Here is a 20,083-nt window from a genome sequence, read left to right as displayed (position 1 = left end):
ATAAGTCATGCGCTGTCGCAAACAACATGACATTGCGCTCCCAATGGCCAGGTTTTCGCCCCGGAATCCAGCCTTCGCCGTCGTCAAAAGCGCCTCGCTTGATCCGCGTCAAGTTATCGCCACCTCAGCCACACAGCGTACAAAACACAATTTATAGTGGCGATCATTCGATAACTTCACTAGATATAGAAATGAGCACAGCCTCCGCGCCCACCGCCATGGTGGATGCCATCTCCGCGATCGACGAATATCTGGACCGGGCCGACTGGCGGGTCAACGCCAACGCCAATCAGGGCTACAGCCTGGGCGGCCTGATTCTCAACATCGCCGGCAAACTCACCGCCAATTACTGGCTGGAGCGGGTGCTGGCGCCGGAAGCCGCCCTCGCCCACCGCCAAGGCGATCTGCACATCCACGATCTGGACATGCTGTCCGGCTACTGCGCCGGCTGGTCGCTGCGCACCCTGTTGCAAAATGGCTTCAACGGCATTCCCGGCAAGGTGGAATCCGCGCCGCCGCGTCACTTGTCCTCCGCCTGCGGCCAGATCGTCAACTTCCTCGGCACCTTGCAAAACGAGTGGGCCGGCGCCCAGGCCTTCAGCTCCTTCGACACCTATCTGGCCCCCTTCGTCAAAAAAGACGGGCTGAGCTACGCGGACGTGCACCAGTGCATCCAGGAACTGATCTACAACCTCAACGTGCCCAGCCGCTGGGGCACCCAGACCCCGTTCACCAATCTGACCTTCGACTGGACCTGCCCGGACGACATCGCCGAGCAGATTCCAGTGATAGGCGGCGAGGAAATGAGCTTCCGCTACGGCGATTGCGCGCGCGAAATGGCGATGATCAACCGCGCCTACATCGAAGTGATGCTGGCCGGCGACGCCAAGGGCCGCTCCTTCACCTTCCCGATTCCCACCTACAACATCACCCGCGACTTCGACTGGCACGGCGAAAACACCGATCTCTTGTTCGAGATGACCGCCAAATACGGTCTGCCCTATTTCCAGAACTTCGTGAACTCCGACCTGGAGCCGCAGATGGTGCGCAGTATGTGCTGCCGGCTGCAATTGGACTTGCGGGAACTGCTCAAGCGCGGCAACGGCCTGTTCGGCAGCGCCGAACAAACCGGCTCCGTCGGCGTGATCACCGTCAATTGCGCGCGTCTGGGCCACCGCTTCGCCGGCGACTACGCCGCGCTGCTGGCCGAAACCGACCGCTTGCTGGAATTGTCCCGCGACGCGCTGGAGAAAAAACGCGGCGAAGTGCAAGCGCGGATAGACGACGGCCTCTACCCCTACACCCGTCACTTCCTGGGCTCGCTGCGCAATCATTTCAGCACCATAGGCGTCAACGGCATCAATGAAATGATCCGCAACTTCAGCGGCGACCGCATCGACATCACCAGCGAGGAAGGCCACCAACTGGCCTGCGACTACCTGGATCACATCCGCCAGCGCATGGTGGAGTTCCAGGAAAGCACCGGCCACCTGTACAACCTGGAAGCCACCCCGGCGGAAGGCACCACCTACCGCTTCGCCAAGGAAGACCGCAAACGCTACCCCGGCATCCTGCAGGCCGGCAGCGACGCCCATCCTTATTACACCAACTCCAGCCAACTGCCGGTGGGCTTCACCGACGACCCCTTCGAGGCCCTGCAGCGCCAGGAACAGCTGCAGCGCAAATACACCGGCGGCACCGTGCTGCACCTTTATATGACCGAGGCGGTCAGCAGCGCCGACGCCTGCCGCGAACTGGTGCGCCGCTCGTTATCCCGCTTCCGCCTGCCCTATATCACGGTCACCCCGACCTTCTCGATCTGCCCCAAGCACGGCTATCTGTCCGGTCACCACGAATTCTGCCCGCGCTGCGACGCGGAACTGCTGGCGCGCCAGCCTTCATAAGCCCTTAAGAAAGGAAAGCTCATGACTCCCCCCACCCGCATCCCCGGCCAAGACGCCGCCCCGCTCAACGACGAACAGCGCACCCGCTGCGAAGTCTGGACCCGCGTAATGGGTTATCACCGCCCGGTGCAGTCTTTCAATATCGGCAAACGCGGAGAATTCGACGAACGGGTCTGCTTCAGTGAACACGCCGCCCGCTGACCCCGCAGCAGCCCGCATCGGCGGGCTGACGCCGTTCTCCAGCTGCGACTGGCCGGGCAAACTGTGCGCCGTGGTCTTTCTCGCCGGCTGCCCCTGGCGTTGCGGCTATTGCCACAATCCCCACCTGCTGCGGCGCCAAAACGGCGAAACCCGCTGGCCGGACACCCTGCGCTGGCTGCAAAGCCGGGTCGGCCTGCTCGACGGCGTGGTGTTCTCCGGCGGCGAACCGCTGCAGGAGCCGGCGCTGCCGGCGCTGCTGGAACAGACCCGGGCGCTGGGCTTCGCCACCGGCCTGCATACCGGCGGCGCGTACCCGCAGCGCTTGCGGCGGGTGCTGCCGTTGCTGGATTGGGTCGGCCTGGACATCAAGACCGATTTCAGCGCCTATCCGGCGCTGACCGGCTTGCCCCGCAGCGGGGAGCAGACCGAGGCCTCGCTGCACTGTTTGTTGCAAAACAACAGCAATTTTGAATGTCGCAGCAGCATACATCCGCACTGGCACAATGAGATCCAACTGGCCGCGCTGGCGCGGCGGCTGGCGGCGCTGGGCGTCGCCGACTATCACTGGCAGCAACTGCGTCCGCCGCCCTCCTTCGCCCTGCCTCCGGCCCCGGCCGGCTGGCCCGCGCCGCAACTGATAGAAGAGATCGCGCCTTTGTTCCAGCGCTTCAGTTATCGGGAACACTGACAGAAGGTCCAGTTTTCCAAGCTTGTCCCGGCGTCTTCCTTATGACGCCCCAACTTCCCGCCTAGTTTGTCCCTCGCCAAATAGCACCAAATAAGTCATTGATCAATATAATTATTTCTACTTACGGATTTTTGGACAGGCAATTTGTTATAATGTCGGCGACGAATGCAACAGTCGCTGTTCTTGGCACCAGAACAAGGAGTTAGCGCTTCCCATGCCTTTTGCATGTGGGCTACTATCCAGCAGCGTAAAACCACAAGATCAAGAAAGATTTGCTCATGGTCATCTCAAATTCCGCGATAGCACGGCCGCTGCCCAGCGGCTTGTCCGCGAGTCAGCAATGGACGTTGCTGGAATGGATTCACCTTGCCGGACAAATCGAAACCGAAGCCGAGCTCAGGGGGTTTCTGGACATGTTGCTCAGCCAGGCGCCTTCCGAGCACATGGTGCTGGCGCTGGGTCGCATCAACCAGCACCAGCAGATTCAGCGGCTGGAGCGGGTCTTGAATGTCAGCTATCCCACGGAATGGCTGAAGCATTACATGGAGGAAAACTACGCCCAGCACGATCCCATCTTGAAGATCCATCTGGGCAGCGGACCGGTGCAGTGGCAAGAGCGCTTCAGCCGTGCCAAGGGCAAGGAAGAACGCAAGTTCATCGCCGAGGCCGCCACCGTAGGATTGGAAAGCGGCGTCACCTTCAGCGCCGCCTCCAAACGCAATAATCTGGGTTGCATTTTCTCCGTCAGCGGCAAAGACGCCAGCTCCGACCCCAATCTGGTCGCCATGCTGGAATGTCTGACGCCCCACTTGCACCAAGCTGCGGTGCGCATCGCCAATCTGGCCCCGGCCACACCCAGTTCCATGCCGCTATCGCAGCGTGAATACGATATTTTCCACTGGATGAGCCGCGGCAAGACCAATTGGGAAATCGCCACCATCCTGGACATCAGCGAACGAACGGTGAAGTTCCACGTCGCCAACGTCATCCGCAAGCTGAACGCCAACAATCGCACTCACGCCATCGTGCTGGGCATGCACTTGTTGCCGCCTCCCGGACTCCAGGTCAGCGATTAGCTGCGGGCCGGCCAGCTTAAGCCCACGCGGGAGCATGCGCACGGTCGTATTCCAACCAGGAACGGACGCACTCTCTTGGCGCAGCGACTTCCCGTCGCAGCGACTTGATGAACTCCGGATCAGCCTGCTCCCAGTCAAAGCAGCCCGCAACCGACATCACTCCGCCGTCCAGCGGTCTTGGCACGCCCACCGGCTGTATCGGAAACCCCATTCGGGACAGATGCCGATAAAAAGACGGCTCCACCACGAAATAAAGCCAGCGCACCTCGTTGGCGCGCGACCACTCCCATAAGCTCAGATACAACAAGCGCGCAATCGCTCTCGTCTCACGGCCGGAAATCGTCTTGCCCACCGCGAAGCGAGTGATTTCCCCACAACCCGCGCCTTTGCGGATGCGCTCCCCAGGCGCCAGCAAACGGGCAAACTCCCGCTCGATCATGAAGGGCTGATCGCCTGGCGTGAAACGCGCCGACCCCACCACTTGCTGCTGCGCAATCACCGCCAGATTGTCGGAGAACGCGTCGTAATCATCTAGGTCCAGGCCGTCCGGCCGCGGCGGCACCCAACCCAGTTGCACGCGAAACACCTGGTGGCGGAACTTCAGCAAATCAATTTCATAAGACGTCGCGTTGACCTTCTTCATCTGCAAGCCATCCAACTCCAGTGGAAAGAAATGAGCCATTTTATTTTCTCCAATCATCAAGTTACCGGCACGGGCACTGTAAGAGCAGGACTGAACCGGGAAATCTGACCAAATGGACAGGAGCTGATTTTTAGGAATGTGCTAAGGCCAACGATGGCAAAAAGTCTTTACCCTGGATTTGCCGGGACTTTCGCCGCGCGATTTCTTTTCACAAAAAATACCAAAGACATATTTGAACGCATCACAATGGCTTAGCTAAAAATATCCTCACTAAAATCAAAAGTTTGCGTGCCATGTCCGGCAGAGGCAAGCGCTCAAGTCTTTGAAGCGTCAATAGTTTTTCCGAGTTAGAAAGCGAGCCATCCTTAGTTTTTTGCTCTAGAGCAAAGACTCTTAAGGCCGCCATGCCTAAGATCGCCTTTTATTCATCCGCCCCGGCATCGTTGCTAAATGACCACAAATTTCCCGCTCTACGCTCCCTTGCAGATAGGACAACGCGTCCTGCTTCCCATCGTGCAGGGCGGCATGGGCATAGGCGTCTCAGCCAAAAGCCTGGCCGGCCATGTCGCGCGCGAAGGCGCGCTGGGCACGGTCGCCAGCGTCGACCTGCGTCATCTGCACGCCGATCTGGTCGAGCAGTCGCAATACGCGCGCGGCCAGGCCGAGCTGGACCGCCTCAACCTAATCGCGCTGGATCGCGAAGTGAAGGGCGCGCTGTGCTACGCGCAGGGCCGCGGCATGGTGGCGGTCAATGTGATGAAGGCCGTGGCCTCCTATCCGGACTATGTCCGCCAGGCTTGCGAATCCGGCGCCGACGCGGTGGTGATGGGCGCCGGCCTGCCGCTGGATCTGCCGGACATGACCGCCGGCTTTCCCAAGGTGGCCCTGATTCCCATCCTGTCCGAGGCGCGCGGCATCGGCATCGTGCTCAAGCGCTGGATGAAAAAGGGACGGCTGCCGGACGCCATCGTGATCGAGCATCCCAAGCACGCCGGCGGCCACCTGGGCGCGGCCAGCCTCGCCGAACTGGACGCCGAGCGCTTCAGCTTCCAGAAAGTGCTGGACGACACCCGCCAGCTGTTCAAAAGCCTGCAACTGGAGAGCGAGCGGATTCCGCTGATCGTCGCCGGCGGCGTCAACAGCTTCGAAAAGATGAAGGCCTGCATCCAGGACTTCGGCGCATCCGCGGTGCAGATAGGCACCGCCTTCGCCGTCACCCGCGAGGGCGACGCCCACGACAACTTCAAGCGCACGCTGGCCGAGGCCAAGCCGGAAGACATCGCGGAATTCATGAGCGTGGCCGGCTTGCCGGCGCGCGGCGTGCTGACGCCCTTCCTGAAAAGCTATCTGAAGCGCGAGGCCAAGCTGCAGGCCAACGCCAAGGCCGATCCGGCGCGCTGCACCCAAAGCCTCAACTGCCTGAGCGCCTGCGGCCTGCGCGACGGCGTGGCCAAGATGGGTCAGTTCTGCATCGACCTCAAACTGGCGGCCGCTTTCCGCGGCGAAGTGGGCAAGGGCCTGTTCTTCCGCGGCGCCGATCCGCTGCCCTTCGGCAGTTCGATGCGCAGCGTCAGCGAAACCATCCGCTACTTCCTGACCGGGGAGAAGCCGGCCGATCTCGCCGCGTCATGAGCCGGCGCTGAAGACGCCGACAAGACAAAGCCCCGCTCTGCGGGGCTTTGTCGTTCAAACCCAGGCATGCCGGGCGCCTCCTAAACAAGAGGCTCAGAAAGCGGGGATCACCGCGCCCTGATACTTGCTCTCGATGAACTTGCGCGCTTCCGGGCTGGCCAGCGCGGCGGCCAGCTTCTTCACGCCGACGCTGTCCTTGTTGTCGGCGCGCGCCACCAGCAGGTTGGCGTACGGCGAAGTGGTCTCGATGAACAGCGCGTCGCGCTTGGGATTGAGCTTGGCTTCCAAGGCGTAGTTGGCGTTGATCAGCGCCAGATCCACCTGCGGCAGCACGCGCGGCAGCGTGGCGGCTTCCAGTTCCTTGATCTTCACCTGCTTGGCGTTGGCCGCGATGTCCTTCACCGTCGGATACAGATTGTTGCGGTCCTTCAGCTTGATCACGCCGCCCTGGTCCAGCAGCAGCAAGGCGCGGCCGGCGTTGGTCGGATCGTTGGGAATGGCCACGGTCGCGCCCTTGGGCAGGTCAGCCACTTTCTTGAACTTGCTGGAATAAGCGCCGAACGGCTCGATGTGCACCGGCTTGCTGGCCACGACCAGCTTGGTGCCGCGGTCCTTGTTGAACTTGTCCAGATAGGGGATGTGCTGGAAGAAGTTGGCGTCCAGACGCTTCTCGGACACTTGCAGATTGGGCTGCACGTAGTCGTTGAACACCTTCACCTCCAGCTTGACCCCTTGCTTGGCCAGGGTGGGCTTCAAGGCTTCCAGGATTTCCGCGTGCGGCACCGGAGACGCGGCCACGGTGACGGTCACCGGATCGGCGGCCAGCACCTGCGCGCCCCACAGCGCGGCGACGGCGGTAAAGGCGAAGCGAGCGATATTCTTTTTCATGATGCGATTTCCTCTATTCAACACAATGTTGGGTTCAAATCTCTTGGGTTTCCGATGCGGCCGCAGCGCCGGGCGCTCAGAGCCAACTCACGATCTCGCGAGCTAAGGCGAGACAAGGCGTTGCGGCTGAGAAAGCGGAATGTACGCGTGGTACATGAGCATTTCGAAGCGGCACTCACCGTGTGACGTCTCACGACGCGCAGCAGATCGTGAACAGGTTCTCAGCCGCGTTGACAGCGCAGCACCAGCCGGTCGCCGAAACTCTGGATCAACTGCACCAGCAACAGCAGCAACACCACGGTCACCACCATCACCTCGGTCTGGAAGCGCTGGTAGCCGTAGCGCACCGCCAAGTCTCCCAGGCCGCCGCCGCCGATGACGCCGGACATCGCGGTGTAGGACACCAGCGCCACCGTGGTCACCGTCGCCGCGCCCACCAGGCCGGGCAAGGCCTCGGGCAGCAAGACATGGCGCACGATCTGCCACAGGCTGGCGCCCATGGATTGGCTGGCTTCTATCACTCCGCGATCCACTTCGCGCAGCACGTTTTCCACCAGCCGCGCGAAGAAGGGCGAAGCGCCGGCCACCAGCGGCGGAATCGCGCCGGCCACGCCGATCGAGGTGCCCACCAGCTTCAAGGTCAGCGGGATCATCACGATCAGCAGAATCACAAAGGGCAAGGAGCGGAACACATTCACCAGGAAGGACAGCGTCGCGTACAGGCGCGGCCGCGACAGCAATTGCCCCGGCGAGCTAACGTACAGCACCACGCCCAGCGGCAGGCCGAACAGCACGGTGAACAGCAGTGAGGCGCCCAGCATGGTCAAGGTGTCCAGCGTGGCCTGGCCTATCTCCAGCCAGTCCATGCTCAATAATTGGGCCCAGTCGAAACCTTCCATCACAGCACCTCGCAACGCACGCCCAGACGGGCGAATAACTCGGGCAGGCTCTCCAGCGGGGCCTCCGATTCGATCACGCCGGCCACCAATTGGCCGAACGGCGTGCCCTTGATCTCGGACAGCGTGCCGCTGACCAGATTGAAGCGAGCGCCCGCCTGCTTGCCCACCACGTCCAGCACCGGCTGCAAGGTGGGATCGCCAACGAAGGTCAGCTTGATCAGCGGCGCGCCCACGCGCTGCTGCCAAGTCTGGCGCGCCTCTTCTTGATACAGCCCGGTTTCCGCCAGCAGGCCGCGGGTCACCTCGTGCTGCGGATGCAGGAACACGTCCAGCACCGGCCCCTGCTCCACCACGCGGCCGTGCTCCAGCACCGCCACCTGATCGCACAGCTGGCGGATCACGCGCATTTCATGGGTGATCAGCACAATAGTCAGCCCCAGCTGACGATTGATGTCCGCCAGCAAGGTCAGAATGGAATCCGTGGTTTCCGGATCCAGCGCCGAGGTCGCCTCGTCGCACAGCAATAATTCCGGGTGATTGGCCAGCGCGCGGGCGATGCCGACGCGCTGCTTCTGGCCGCCGGACAGCTGCACCGGGTATTTGTCGCGGTGGCCGGCCAGGCCCACCAAGGCCAGCAGTTCTTCAACGCGGGCGTCCATCTCGGCCGCGGACGCGCCGCCGGCCAGCTCCAGCGGAAAACGCACATTGGCGGCCACGGTGCGCGACTTCAGCAAATTGAAATGCTGAAACACCATGCCGATGCGCTGACGGCGCAATTGCAATTGCCGGCCGTCCAGCGCGGTCAGATCGGTGTCGCCCAGGCGCACCGCGCCGCGGTCCGGACGTTCCAGCAGGTTCAGGCAGCGCACCAGGGTGCTCTTGCCCGCGCCGGAGCGGCCGATGATGCCGAACACCTCGCCCTTGGCCACGCGCAGGCTGACATTGTCCAGCGCCGGCACGTCGCGGCCGTCCACCCGGTAATGCTTGTATAAGTTCTCTATTTCAATCATGCCTTGCCTCTGAATCCCGCCGTCCGTCAACGCCACTGCCTGGCGATTGCGAATCAGTCTATAAGCAAGTCACATAAAACCTAAAGAACTATAAATTTAATCATTTATTCAAATTAGAAATATAAGGAGAAATCGCCGCGGAATTGACCCCGCTCACCCCCGTCCCCGGGGATTTTTGCTACATTGTGTCTTTGCTTGCCAACCGAATACAGCACGTCATGACCGCCTTTACCAGCTGCAACCCCGCCACAGGAGAAGTCGTCTACACCCGCGCCGCCTGGCCGGAATCCCAACTGCCCGCCGCCCTGGCGCAGCTGCGCCAGGCCCAGCGCCATTGGCGCGAGCTGAGCGTGGCCGAGCGCGCCGCGCAACTGCTGCGTCTGGCCGACCAATTGCAGGCCCATCGCGAAGAACTGGCCGGCCTGGTCACGCTGGAAGTGGGCAAGCGCACCGCGGAATGTCTGGCGGAAATAGACAAATCCGCCCAGCTGATCCGCTACTACGCCCAACTGGCGCCGGAACTGCTGGCCTCGCTGGAGATTCCCACCCAGGCCAGCCGCAGCGGCGTGGCCTTCGAACCGCTGGGCACGGTGCTGGCGGTGATGCCGTGGAATTATCCGATCTGGCAGGTGCTGCGCTTCGCGGTGCCGGCGCTGATGGCCGGCAACGCCTGCCTGGTCAAGCCGGCGCCTTCGGTGCCGCAATCCACCCAAGGCCTGCTGGAGCTGGCGCGCGCCGCCGGCCTGGCGGTGCTGGACGTGGCCTGGATCGACCATGATCAAGTGGAAGAAGCCGTCCGCCAGTGCGACGCGGTGGCCTTCACCGGCTCCACCCAGACCGGGCGCGCCATCGCGGCGCTGGCCGGCCGCCATCTGAAAAAGACCGTGCTGGAATTGGGCGGCAGCAATCCCTTCATCGTGCTGGCCGACGCCGATGTCGCCGCCGCGGCCCAGGACGCCGCCAATTCCCGTTTCCGCGACGCCGGCCAGAGCTGCAACGCCGCCAAGCGCATGATCGTGGCGCCGGAAATCGCCGACGCCTTCATCGAGGCCTTCTGCGCCGAAGCCGCCAAGCTGCGCGCCGGCGATCCGCGCCACCCGGCCACCACCTTGTCGCCGCTGACCCGCGCCGACCTGCGCGAAGCGCTGCACGCCCAGGTGCTGGACGCCGTCGCCCACGGCGCGGAACTGCGGCTGGGCGGGCAGATGCCGGCCAGCCCCGGCTTCTTCTATCCGGCCACGGTGCTGGACCGGGTCAATCCGGACTGTCGCGTCTACCACGAGGAAGTGTTCGGCCCGGTGGCCAGCATTTTGCGCGCGCGCGACGAGGCCGACGCGCTGCGGCTGGCCAACGACACCCCCTTCGGCCTGGGCGCCAGCATTTACAGCGCGGACAAGGAACGCGCCTGGACGCTGGCGCGGCAGATCGAAGCCGGCAGCGTGTTCATCAACCGCCACACCAGCTCGGACCTGCGCCTGCCTTTCGGCGGCGTCAAATCCTCAGGCTATGGCCGCGAGCTGTCCGAGTTCGGCCTGTACGAGTTCGTCAACGTCAAGACCTACTGGCAGAAATAAGCCCGCCGGCGGCCGACCGGCCCTCAGTCTTCCGCCGGGAAGCGCGCCACCAAGGCGTCGCGACGCGCCTGCCATTGCAGCAGGCGCTGTTGCAGGGCGAGCAAGGCTTCGTCCTGGCGCGCCCATTCCTCCACCAGCTTGCGTTGCTCGCTCATCGGCGGCACGGGCAGCGGCATTTCCGCCAGCGCCTCGAAGCCGAACTCGACGCCTTCCACCGCCGCGCCCAGCCGCTCCAGGCAAAAGCGCCAGCCTTCCGACTGCCGGTAACACTCCAGGAAAGCCGGCGAGATTCTCGCCTCGTCCAGCGCGAAGGCCTGCTGATCCGCCGCGGCCAGCGCCGGGGCCTCCCCGACGTGCCGCGCCAGCGCGCCCTGATACAAGCGCGCCGGATCGTAGGCGAAAGCGTTGGGCGGCAAGGCCGTGCCCAGGCCCGCGCCGGCCCGGCGCCAGCTGCCGCCCACGGTGGCCTCCAATAATTCGCCCTCGGCGGCGGCGGCCAGCGGCGCGGCCAGCTCGCCCAGCTTGCACACCTCCCAGTTGCCGGGAATCACCCCCAGCGCGCTGGGTTTGAACGATTGATGCGGGCTCCACTTGCCCATGCGCCGGGTGCCGTAGCCGCGATTGAGCAAGGCCTGGATGCGGCTGGGGCGCAGCTTGCGCTCGGCCGCGTATTGGCTGGACAGCAATTCCAGCTTTTCGTCCGTCAAGGCCAGGCAGCCCTCCAGCTCGCCCTCCTCCGCCCGCCAGCCCTCTTCTTCGCTGAAGAAGGCCGCCAGCCGCGCGTCCAGCGCCTGCTCCTGCTCCGTCAAGGCGGCCAGCTCGGTGGCCAGCGCCTCCGCGTCCACCACCTCGGCCGCCTCGTCCTGGGCGAAGTAGCGCTGCACGTTCAGATTGCCCCGGTGGCCTTGCTTGATCTCGCGCAGCCCCACCAGGCGCAGATAGTCCGGCTCTTCCGTTTCCTCGTCCACCGCGGCGCGGTAAGCGCGCAGGATATGTTCGATGTCCTCCTGCCGCAGCGTGTTTTGCACTCGCCCGCGGCCGTACTCCTTGCTGGCGTCGACAATGATCACCTTGTTGCGCAGGCCCGCCGGCTTGTTCTTGTTCAACACCACCACGCAGGTGGGCATGCCCGAGCCGTAGAACAGCGCCGGCGGCAAGGCGATCACCGCCTCGATGCGGTCGCCGGACTGGCCCTGGCTGCCAAACAGCAGGCCGTTGCGGATGCGGCCCTCGTCGCCGTCGCGGAACAACACGTCGTGCGGCATCACCAGCGCGGCGCGGCCGTCCTCCTTCAGCGTGGCCAGCACATGCTGGACGAAGGCGTAATCGCCGAAGCTGCGCGGCGGAATGCCATAGCCGAAGCGCTGATGCTCATCCACCAGCTTCTTGTAATTGGGTTCGGCCGGACGCTTGCGGCGACGCTTCTTGCCGTCGGCGGGCGGCGGTTCCACCACCTCGGCCTCCAGCGGCGTCCACCAGTTTTTCACCGTGAACGGCAGTTGCGCCACGATGCGGTCGAAGCGAGGCAGCCAGCCTTCCGGGCTCAGATGCCTGGGCTCCACCAAGGTGTCCCCCAGTTCCAGACTCATGTCCACGCCGTGGAAATAAGCGCATAACTTGGCCATCGCCCAGGTGGCCGGCAGCTTTTCCTGGCCGAACAGCGCCGCGCCGCCGTCCGGCTGCCCGCCCAGCATGCGCCAGGCGTCCAGCAAGGTGCCGGCCGCGCCGCAGCTGGGATCGTACAGGCTGTGGCCCGGCAGCGGCTCCGCCAGCCGCAGCAGCAACTGGCTGACCGGTCCCGGCGTGGAAAAGGCCCCGCCGCGCTTGCCGGACTCCGCCGCGTAGCGGCGCACCAGCCCTTCGCAGACCTCGCCCAGGCGGGACGGCGCCTCCAGATCGGCGTCGCCCAGCTTCAGCGCGCCGATATGATTCATCAAGGGATGCAGCACCTCGTCGCTCAAGCGCTTGTGGCCCTGGTATTGCGCCACGCTGAGCACCCCGGCCAGCGCCGGTTGATGCTCCTCGACGGCGGCCACCGCCTTGTCCAGCGCCTCGCCTATGCCCTTTTTGCGCTCCTGCAGGCCGGGCCAGCGCGCCGTCTGCGGATAGATCCCGTATTGCTCCTGCACCACGCCGTCGGCGCGCTTGCGGCTCATGCCCTCGGCCGCCACCAAGGCCTGTACCCGCTCCACGAACACATCGTTCAGGCGCTTGAGCACAAACAGGCCGAACACGTGGTTCTTGTAGTCGTACAGGTCCACTTGCTCGCGCAGCAGTTCCGTGGACGCCCACAGCGCCTGTTCCAACTGGTCCGGGGATAGCAAAGTCATAAGCCGACAACCAAATTAAATGACAAACCCGGCTATTTTAGCCGCATCGCCGCCCAGCGTCGGCAAAGAATGGTCGCGCCGAGACGCTTCATGACAAGACAATTCATCTCCATGTCATCCGCCCGTCATCCCGCGCGCCTAGACTGCGGCACTTCCCGCATCGCAACGTACGACACCATCATGACATTGGCCAAACGTCTGTGGCTGACCATCCTCGTCACTCTCGCCAGCCTGGCGCTGGCCCTCATCCTCACCGGACAACAGTTGAGCGGCCTGACCCGCGCGGTGGACCGCCACAGCGCGCGTCAACAATTAAGCGCCGGCCTGTACCAACTCAAGGCCGGCGTGCTGCAGCTGTCGCGGCTGGACCCGCTGCTGCCGGACAGCCCGGCGCGGCTGCGGGAAACCAGCCTGACCGTCGCGCGGCTGACCGGCGAGATCGCCGCCGGCCTGCCCGCCAGTGAAGCCGCCGCCTTCCGTCAGGCCGTGGGCCGGCTGTGGCAGGATTACGAGCGCAATCTGAGCAGCGCGCTGGCCATCGCCGAGACCGCGCCGCAGGACGCGCTGTCCATACCGGAACAGGCTTGGCAGCAAAGCTTGCAGCCGCTGGCGGCCCTGCTGGACCGCCAGCAGGCGCAGGAGCAAAACCGGCTGGCCCAGGAAACCGCGCAACTGCAGGACACGCTGCAAGGCCTGGCCTGGCTGACCCTGGGGCCGCTGGCGCTGGCCAGCCTGGTGGTGACGGCGATGCAGCTGACGCTGGCGCGGCGGCTGAAACGGCAGTTGCAAGCGATGGCCGCCTCCGCCGACGCGCTGGGGGAAGGCAATCTGGCGATGCGGTTGCCGGCCCAGGGCCGCGACGAGCTGGCCGCCACCGCCGGCCGCCTGAATCAGTTCCTGAACAAGCTGAGCGATTTGCTGCGCCGGGTGGAGGCCGACGCCCGCCGCAGCGGCGCCGATTGCCAACGGTTGCAATTGCTGACCTTGCAAGCGGCCGACGCCAGCCGCCAGCAAAGCGCCAAGGCCAAGCTGAGCAACGAGGCCGCCCACGCGGTGGCCGACAGCGCCCAGATCGTGGCCGGCCATCTGCAACAGGCGGACGCCCACACCCGGCAGGCGGCGGACGATACCGGACGCGCGCGCGAACTGGGCCGGCTCAACGCCGAGACGATGCGGACGCTGGCCGACAATATGGGCTGCGCGCAGACGGAAATGCGCCAGCTCCAGCACAGCCTGGACGACATCGCCGGCGTCAGCGGCCTGATCCGCGACGTGGCCGAACAGACCAATCTGCTGGCGCTCAACGCCGCGATCGAAGCCGCGCGCGCCGGCGAAAGCGGCCGCGGCTTCGCCGTGGTGGCCGACGAGGTGCGCAAATTGTCGGAGCGCACCCGCGCCGCCACCGGCAGCATCTTCGACGCGCTGGGCCGGGTGGAAGGCGCCACCGGCTCGCTGCACGCCGCGCTGGAGCAAGCCGGCGGCGCCTGCGCCGACAAGCTGGATTCGCAGCAGGCGCTGGATCAGGCGCTGCTGCAAGTGGACGCCGGGCTGGAGCGCTTGAACCGCTTGATGGCCGACATCCGCGAACACAGCGCCGCCCAGGCCCGCGCCGGCGGCGACATCCGCCAGCACGGCCACGAGGTCGCGCATCTGGCCGCCTCCATCGATCAACAGATGCAGCAAGCCGCGCCGGTGATGCAGCACTTGGCCGCCGCGGCCCAGGACTTGAACCAGACCCTGAGCTGGTTCCGCATCGACGCGCCGGACCCCGCCCCCTCCTCCGCCGCGGCGCCGGATTGGCCGCTGCGGCAGCAGCCGGCCTAGCCGCCGCGCCGGCGGCAATTAGGCAGGAAATTGCCGCCGGATCAAACATAGAGCATTTATTCAACGCAAACGCTTGCCATTGGCCTAAGCGCGCAATAGATCGCCCTTTGACTCGCCATTTTCAATCTTTTGTCATGTTTGAAATAAGCTAGCGAGTACATTTCGTTACATACTGTAATGAAAAGCAAAGGTAGATTAGCCCCCTCTTATAAAAGAGCACATCAGACCGGGCCCACCCGGCACCCGGGACAAGCTCGCCGACGCCCTCCGCGCCGGCGTCTCCAGCGCACCGACACCGCCCCGCTCCGCCCCCGTCCACACAAGGACGGCGGAGCCGCCGCGCCGTGGCCGGAACTTGTCCCCATCGCTTGCCCGCCGCGTCCGGAGCTGACTCCGCCGGACCGTCGGGTTTTCAGAAGCTGTTTACGATCTCGCGAGCCAGGGCGGGACAGGGCGAAAGCGGCTTCAGCATTCTGAAGCGGTACTCGCCGTGTGACGCCTCACGACGCGCAGCGGATCGTCAGCAGGTTCTTTTGACAGGAGATACCTTTGACACAGCAACACTCCCGCCATATCGGCCCCATCGCCCTGATGCTGACCGGTCTGGGCTCCATCATCGGTTCCGGCTGGCTGTTCGGCGCCGCCCACGCCGCCCAGATCGCCGGCCCGGCCGCCATCGTCGCCTGGATAGTCGGCATGGTGATCATTCTCTCCATCGCGCTGAGCTACGCGGAACTGGGCGCCATGTTCCCGGAAAGCGGCGGCATGGTGCGTTACGCCCGTTACTCCCACGGCTCCCTGCTCGGCTTCATCGCCGGCTGGGCCAACTGGATCGCCATTGTCTCGGTGATCCCGATCGAGGCCGAGGCCTCGGTGCAATACATGAGCTCCTGGCCGTATCCCTGGGCCCAGCAGCTGTTCTCCAACGGCGAACTGACCCCGCCCGGCCTGATGCTGTCCGCGCTGCTGGTCATCGTCTACTTCATGCTCAACTACTGGGGCGTGCGCCTGTTCGCCAAGGCCAATAGCGCCATCACCATCTTCAAGGTGATCGTGCCGGCGCTGACCGTGGGCGCGCTGATCTACAGCGGCTTCCATCCCGGCAATCTGGGCGGGGACACCCCGGGCGGCTTCGCGCCCTTTGGCTGGGCCAGCGTGATGACGGCGGTGGCCACCAGCGGCATCGTGTTCAGCTTCAACGGCTTCCAAAGCCCGATCAACCTGGCCGGCGAGGCCCGCAACCCGGGCAAGAGCGTGCCCTTCGGCGTGGTGGGCTCCATCCTGCTGGCGGCGGTGATCTATGTGGCGCTGCAAGTGGCCTTCATCGGCGCGCTGTCGCCGGCGGACCTGGCCCACGGCTGGCAGGGTCTGAACTTCAGCTCCCCCTTCGCCCAACTGGCGATGGCGCTGGGCCTGAACTGGCTGATGCTGCTGCTGTACTTCGACGCCTTCGTCAGCCCCAGCGGCACCGGCGCCACCTATATGGCCACCACCTCGCGCATGATTTACGGCATGCAGCGCAACGGCACCATGCCGGAGATCTTCGGCCGCATCCACCCGCTGTACCAGATCCCGCGTCCGGCGATGTGGTTCAACCTGGCGATCTCCTTCGTGTTCCTGTTCTTCTTCCGCGGCTGGGGCACGCTGGCGGCGGTGATCTCGGTGGCCACGGTGATTTCCTACCTGACCGGCCCCATCAGCGTGGCCTCGCTGCGCCGCTGCGCGTCCGACCTGCCGCGCCCGCTGCGCCTGGCCGGCCTCGGCGTGATCGCGCCCTTCGCCTTCGTCTGCGCGTCCCTGGTGCTGTACTGGGCGCGCTGGCCGCTGACCGGCGAGATCATCTTCCTGATCGTGGCCGCCTTGCCGGTGTACTTCTGGTATCAGGCCCGCGCCGGCTGGCCGGAATTCAGCCGCGAGCTGAAAGGCGCGCTGTGGATGGTGCTCTACCTGCCGACGATGGCCCTCATGTCCTATATCGGCAGCCGGGACTTCGGCGGCATCGGCCTCTTGCCCTACGGCCCCGACATGGCGGTGGTGGCGGTGATCTCGCTGGGCTTCTACTACTGGGGCGTCAACAGCGGCTGGCGCACCCGCTATCTGGACGCCGAGCACGACGCCGGCGCGGTGGCCGATATGGCGGCCGCCGAGAGCGCGCCGCGCGGCAAGCTGGCCGGCCAGCAAGCCTAAATCCTACCGGGGGCCGCTCCGTCGGCCCCGCAGCGGGCGGCCTCGCGCCGCCCGCGCCGTCTTATTCCCTATCGTCCTCCGCTCCCAACTCCTTCCCCAAGGCATCCAGCAAAGGCATCAGCGCACGCGCCGCGGCGCTGCGATATGCGTCTTTGCGCGTCAGCGCCGCCGCCGTGCGCGCCGGCAAGGGCGTGCTCAAGCCCACCGCGCTCAGCGCCGGATGCTGTCGCGTGATCGCTCGCGGCAAAATGGTGGCGCAATCGCCGTGGCGGACGATTTCCATCACCGCGCTGATGCTGTTGGCCTGGACCGCGATCCGCGGCTTCAGACCCAGCGCCAGGAAGTAACGATCGATATGGCCGCGGGTGGCGAAATCCGCGCTCAACAGCGCCAAGGGCGCCTGCGCCAGCGCTTCCGCGCCTATCGCCCCCGCCCGACGCCATGGATGGCCGTCACCCACCACCACGGCCAGGGTTTCCCGGAACAAGGGCCGCGCGTCTATCTCCGCCGAGCGCGCCTGATCGAAAGCGATCCCGACATCGATCTCGTCCTCCAGCAAGGCCCGCTCGATCGCGTCCAGCGTCGCCTCGCGCACGCATAGCTCTATGCCCGGATAGAGCCGGCGCAGCCGCGCCGCCAGCGGCCCCAGCAGATAACTGGCGAAGGTCGGCGTCATCGCCAGCCGCAAGCTGCCGCGCGACAGATCGCCCACGTCCCGGGTGGCCCGCTGCGCCGCCTCCAGCTCGCGCAGCGCGCGGCGCGCGTATTCCAGATAGGCGGCCCCGGCGTCGGTGGGCCGCACCGTCCGCCCGCTGCGGTCCAGCAACTGCGCGCCCACCGTCTCTTCCAATTGCTTGATCTGCTGCGACAGCGTGGGCTGCGACACATGCAGCGCCTCCGCCGCCCGGGTGAAATTGCCGTGTTCGGCCACCGCTTGCAGATAACGGATATGTCGAAGAATCATGTGTCCAAACTATAGGAAATAATTATGGAAATCATTCTATATCGGTCTTGGACCCTATGATGAAAAAGCTTCATCCTTGGCGCATCCCTTCCCCGCCAAGGAGCAAGCCATGCAAGCCCTCATCGACGGTTTTCTGAAATTCCAACAGGAAGCCTACCCCCAGCGTTCGGCGCTGTTTCGCCAACTGGCCGACAGCCAGGCCCCCGGCGCACTGTTCATCACCTGCTCGGACAGCCGCGTGGTGCCGGAGCTGCTGACTCAGCAAGAGCCCGGCGAGCTGTTCGTGATCCGCAACGCCGGCAATATCGTCCCCAGCTACGGGCCGGAACCGGGCGGCGTCACCGCCTCCGTGGAGTACGCGGTGGCGGCGCTGGGCGTCGCCGACATCGTGGTCTGCGGCCATTCCGACTGCGGCGCGATGACGGCGATCGCCAACGGCCGCTGCCTGGACCATCTGCCAGCGGTGGCCGGCTGGCTGCGCCACGCCGACTCCGCCAAAGTGGTGAACGCGGCGCGCCATCACGACAACGCCCGCCAGCGGCTGGACGACATGGTCAAGGAAAACGTCGTCGCCCAGCTGGCCAACCTCAAGACCCATCCCTCGGTGGCGCTGGCGATGCGCCAGGGCCGGCTGACCCTGCACGGCTGGGTCTACGACATTGAAACCGGCGCCGTCCTGGCCCTGGACCACGCCAGCCAGCGTTTCGTTTCCCTAGCGGATTTTCCGCTAACCCGCGCCGCCTGAAACCGGCGCCTCCCGTAAACCTGAAGAAAGGACCTCACCATGCAACACGCCAATATCCACCAAGACCCCCGCCTGGAATTGACCGCCCGCGCCCTGGCCGCCAAGGCCTTGAAAGACCTGAGCTGGGAGCAATTGGCCGCCGGCACCGGCCTCAGCCTGGCCTATGTGACCGCCGCCGTGCTGGGCCAGCACGCGCTGTCCAAGCTCGCGGCGGAGCTGGTCTGCGAACGGCTGGGCCTGAACGCCGCGGACGCTCTACAGCTGCAAACCATTCCGCTGCGCGGCAGCATTCCCGGCGGCATTCCCACCGACCCCACCATTTACCGCTTCTATGAAATGATCCAGATCTACGGCACCACGTTGAAGGCCTTGGTGCACGAAAAGTTTGGCGACGGCATCATCAGCGCCATCAACTTCAAGCTGGACATCCGCAAAGTGGAAGACCCGGACGGCGGCGAGCGCGCGGTGATCACCCTGGACGGCAAGTTCCTGCCCAATAAGCCCTATTAAGCAACCGTTCACGCCCGCAAGGGCGTGAACACGTTCTGACGGCTTCCCCCTACCCAACGCGGCCTCAACCGTAGGGTGGGAGGCGCGCAGCGATACCCACGCGGAAACGGGTGCAACGCCACAGGCCGCCGGATAGCCGCCTGTTTGGTGGGTATCGCCTGACGGCTCCACCCACCCTACCCAAACGCGGCTCCAACGCGGCTCCAACCGTAGGGTGGGAGGCGCGCAGCGATACCCACGCGGAAACGGGTGCGACGCCGCAGGCCGCCGGACAGCCGCCTGTTTGGTGGGTATCGCCTGACGGCTCCACCCACCCTACCCAAACGCGGCCCCAAACACGGCTCCAACCGTAGGGAGGGAGGAGTGCAGCGATACCCACGCGGAAACGGGTGCAACGCCACAGGCCGCCGGACAGCCACCTGTTTGGTGGGTATCGCCTGACGGCTCCACCCACCCTACCCAAACGCGGCCCCAAACACGGCTTCAACCGTAGGGTGGGAGGAGCGCAGCGATACCCGCGCGGAAACGGGTGCGATGCCACAGGCCGCCGGATAGCCGCCTGTTTGGTGGGTATCGCCTGACGGCTCCACCCACCCTACCCAAACGCGGCCCCAAGCACAGCCCCACCGTAGGGTGGGAGGAGCGTAGCGATACCCACGCGGAAACGGGTGCGACGCCGCAGGCCGCCGGACAGCCGCCGATTTGGTGGGTATCGCCTGACGGCTCCACCCACCCTACCCAAACGCGGCCCCAACACGATTCCAACCGTAGGGTGGGTGGAGCGCAGCGATACCCACGCGGAAACGGGTGCAACGCCACAGGCCGCCGGATAGCCGGCTACGGCGTTTCCCACGCGGCGCGTTGGCGTTGGACGGCGTCAGGGTCCGGTATCGGCGCGCCCACCAGCGCCAGACGGGCGGTAGTTACGTTGCGGAAGCCCGCCAAGAGATAACATTGCCGCGCGCAGAGATCGCGGCTGCTCCACTTCCCGGACGCCCACATCGCCAA

The 20,083-nt window shown here is 65.0% G+C and carries 15 protein-coding genes and 1 pseudogene; 9 read left to right on the top strand and 7 right to left on the bottom strand.

Features of this window, described 5'->3' with window-relative positions; genetic code table 11:
• Positions 1 to 26: 26 nt before the first annotated feature.
• From NK214_RS17790 to NK214_RS17780, 3 genes and pseudogenes are all read left to right on the top strand, one after another.
• Positions 27 to 2,105 (top strand): annotated as a pseudogene (locus NK214_RS17790) (ribonucleoside triphosphate reductase).
• Complete coding sequence (locus tag NK214_RS17785) at positions 2,086 to 2,793, top strand: anaerobic ribonucleoside-triphosphate reductase activating protein (RefSeq protein WP_253315124.1); 708 nt, start codon at positions 2,086 to 2,088, stop codon at positions 2,791 to 2,793. The pseudogene NK214_RS17790 and the gene NK214_RS17785 overlap by 20 nt, the downstream one beginning before the upstream one ends.
• Positions 2,794 to 3,071: 278 nt before the next feature.
• Positions 3,072 to 3,869: a LuxR family transcriptional regulator gene (locus tag NK214_RS17780; protein WP_107797968.1), complete on the top strand. Its 798-nt coding sequence runs from the start codon at positions 3,072 to 3,074 to the stop codon at positions 3,867 to 3,869.
• Between the two features lie 16 nt (positions 3,870 to 3,885).
• On the opposite strand, the gene NK214_RS17775 is transcribed toward NK214_RS17780, so the two are convergent.
• Both NK214_RS17775 and NK214_RS17770 read right to left on the bottom strand, forming a co-directional pair.
• Positions 3,886 to 4,569 (bottom strand): acyl-homoserine-lactone synthase, encoded by a 684-nt coding sequence (locus NK214_RS17775; RefSeq protein ID WP_253315123.1) that lies wholly within the window; start codon positions 4,567 to 4,569, stop codon positions 3,886 to 3,888.
• 184 nt (positions 4,570 to 4,753) lie between these two features.
• Entirely contained in the window at positions 4,754 to 4,918 is a 165-nt protein-coding gene (locus NK214_RS17770) for a hypothetical protein (protein ID WP_253315122.1), read from the bottom strand.
• A gap of 44 nt (positions 4,919 to 4,962) precedes the next feature.
• Here NK214_RS17770 and NK214_RS17765 point away from each other — a divergent pair, with 44 nt between their 5' ends.
• A complete protein-coding gene (locus NK214_RS17765; protein ID WP_107797966.1) occupies positions 4,963 to 6,144 on the top strand; it encodes a nitronate monooxygenase family protein in 1,182 nt (393 codons plus the stop codon).
• 93 nt (positions 6,145 to 6,237) lie between these two features.
• Here NK214_RS17765 and NK214_RS17760 read toward each other — a convergent pair whose 3' ends face one another.
• From NK214_RS17760 to NK214_RS17750, 3 genes are all read right to left on the bottom strand, one after another.
• Positions 6,238 to 7,032: a MetQ/NlpA family ABC transporter substrate-binding protein gene (locus NK214_RS17760; protein WP_253315121.1), complete on the bottom strand. Its 795-nt coding sequence runs from the start codon at positions 7,030 to 7,032 to the stop codon at positions 6,238 to 6,240.
• Positions 7,033 to 7,253: 221 nt separating this feature from the next.
• Positions 7,254 to 7,931, bottom strand: coding sequence for a methionine ABC transporter permease (locus tag NK214_RS17755; RefSeq protein WP_235084762.1), 678 nt, complete (start codon positions 7,929 to 7,931; stop codon positions 7,254 to 7,256).
• Positions 7,931 to 8,941, bottom strand: a complete 1,011-nt coding sequence (locus tag NK214_RS17750) for a methionine ABC transporter ATP-binding protein (protein ID WP_253315120.1) — start codon at positions 8,939 to 8,941, stop codon at positions 7,931 to 7,933. Before NK214_RS17750 ends, NK214_RS17755 begins: the two co-directional genes overlap by 1 nt.
• Before the next feature lie 218 nt (positions 8,942 to 9,159).
• Here NK214_RS17750 and NK214_RS17745 point away from each other — a divergent pair, with 218 nt between their 5' ends.
• Entirely contained in the window at positions 9,160 to 10,515 is a 1,356-nt protein-coding gene (locus NK214_RS17745; RefSeq protein WP_107797962.1) for an aldehyde dehydrogenase family protein, read from the top strand.
• Between the two features lie 23 nt (positions 10,516 to 10,538).
• Here NK214_RS17745 and NK214_RS17740 read toward each other — a convergent pair whose 3' ends face one another.
• Positions 10,539 to 12,845: an N-6 DNA methylase gene (locus NK214_RS17740; RefSeq protein WP_253315119.1), complete on the bottom strand. Its 2,307-nt coding sequence runs from the start codon at positions 12,843 to 12,845 to the stop codon at positions 10,539 to 10,541.
• A gap of 180 nt (positions 12,846 to 13,025) precedes the next feature.
• On the opposite strand from NK214_RS17740, the gene NK214_RS17735 reads away from it, so the two are divergent.
• On the top strand, positions 13,026 to 14,669 hold the full coding sequence (locus NK214_RS17735) for a methyl-accepting chemotaxis protein (protein ID WP_253315118.1): 1,644 nt from the start codon (positions 13,026 to 13,028) through the stop codon (positions 14,667 to 14,669).
• A 549-nt stretch (positions 14,670 to 15,218) separates the two neighbouring features.
• The gene (locus tag NK214_RS17730) at positions 15,219 to 16,856 is read left to right on the top strand and encodes an APC family permease (RefSeq protein WP_253315117.1); all 1,638 of its coding nucleotides are present in this window, start codon (positions 15,219 to 15,221) and stop codon (positions 16,854 to 16,856) included.
• 61 nt (positions 16,857 to 16,917) lie between these two features.
• Here the strand turns inward: NK214_RS17730 and cynR are convergent, their stop codons facing one another.
• A complete protein-coding gene (gene cynR, locus NK214_RS17725; protein WP_235084776.1) occupies positions 16,918 to 17,820 on the bottom strand; it encodes a transcriptional regulator CynR in 903 nt (300 codons plus the stop codon).
• 109 nt (positions 17,821 to 17,929) lie between these two features.
• On the opposite strand from cynR, the gene NK214_RS17720 reads away from it, so the two are divergent.
• Both NK214_RS17720 and cynS read left to right on the top strand, forming a co-directional pair.
• On the top strand, positions 17,930 to 18,565 hold the full coding sequence (locus tag NK214_RS17720) for a carbonic anhydrase (RefSeq protein ID WP_253315116.1): 636 nt from the start codon (positions 17,930 to 17,932) through the stop codon (positions 18,563 to 18,565).
• A gap of 39 nt (positions 18,566 to 18,604) precedes the next feature.
• On the top strand, positions 18,605 to 19,075 hold the full coding sequence (gene cynS, locus NK214_RS17715) for a cyanase (RefSeq protein ID WP_107797958.1): 471 nt from the start codon (positions 18,605 to 18,607) through the stop codon (positions 19,073 to 19,075).
• Positions 19,076 to 20,083 lie beyond the last annotated feature (1,008 nt).

It is taken from the genome of Chromobacterium sp. S0633 (assembly GCF_024158805.1).
Taxonomy (GTDB): Bacteria; Pseudomonadota; Gammaproteobacteria; order Burkholderiales; family Chromobacteriaceae; genus Chromobacterium.
This window is presented reverse-complemented; position numbering and strand designations above follow the sequence as displayed.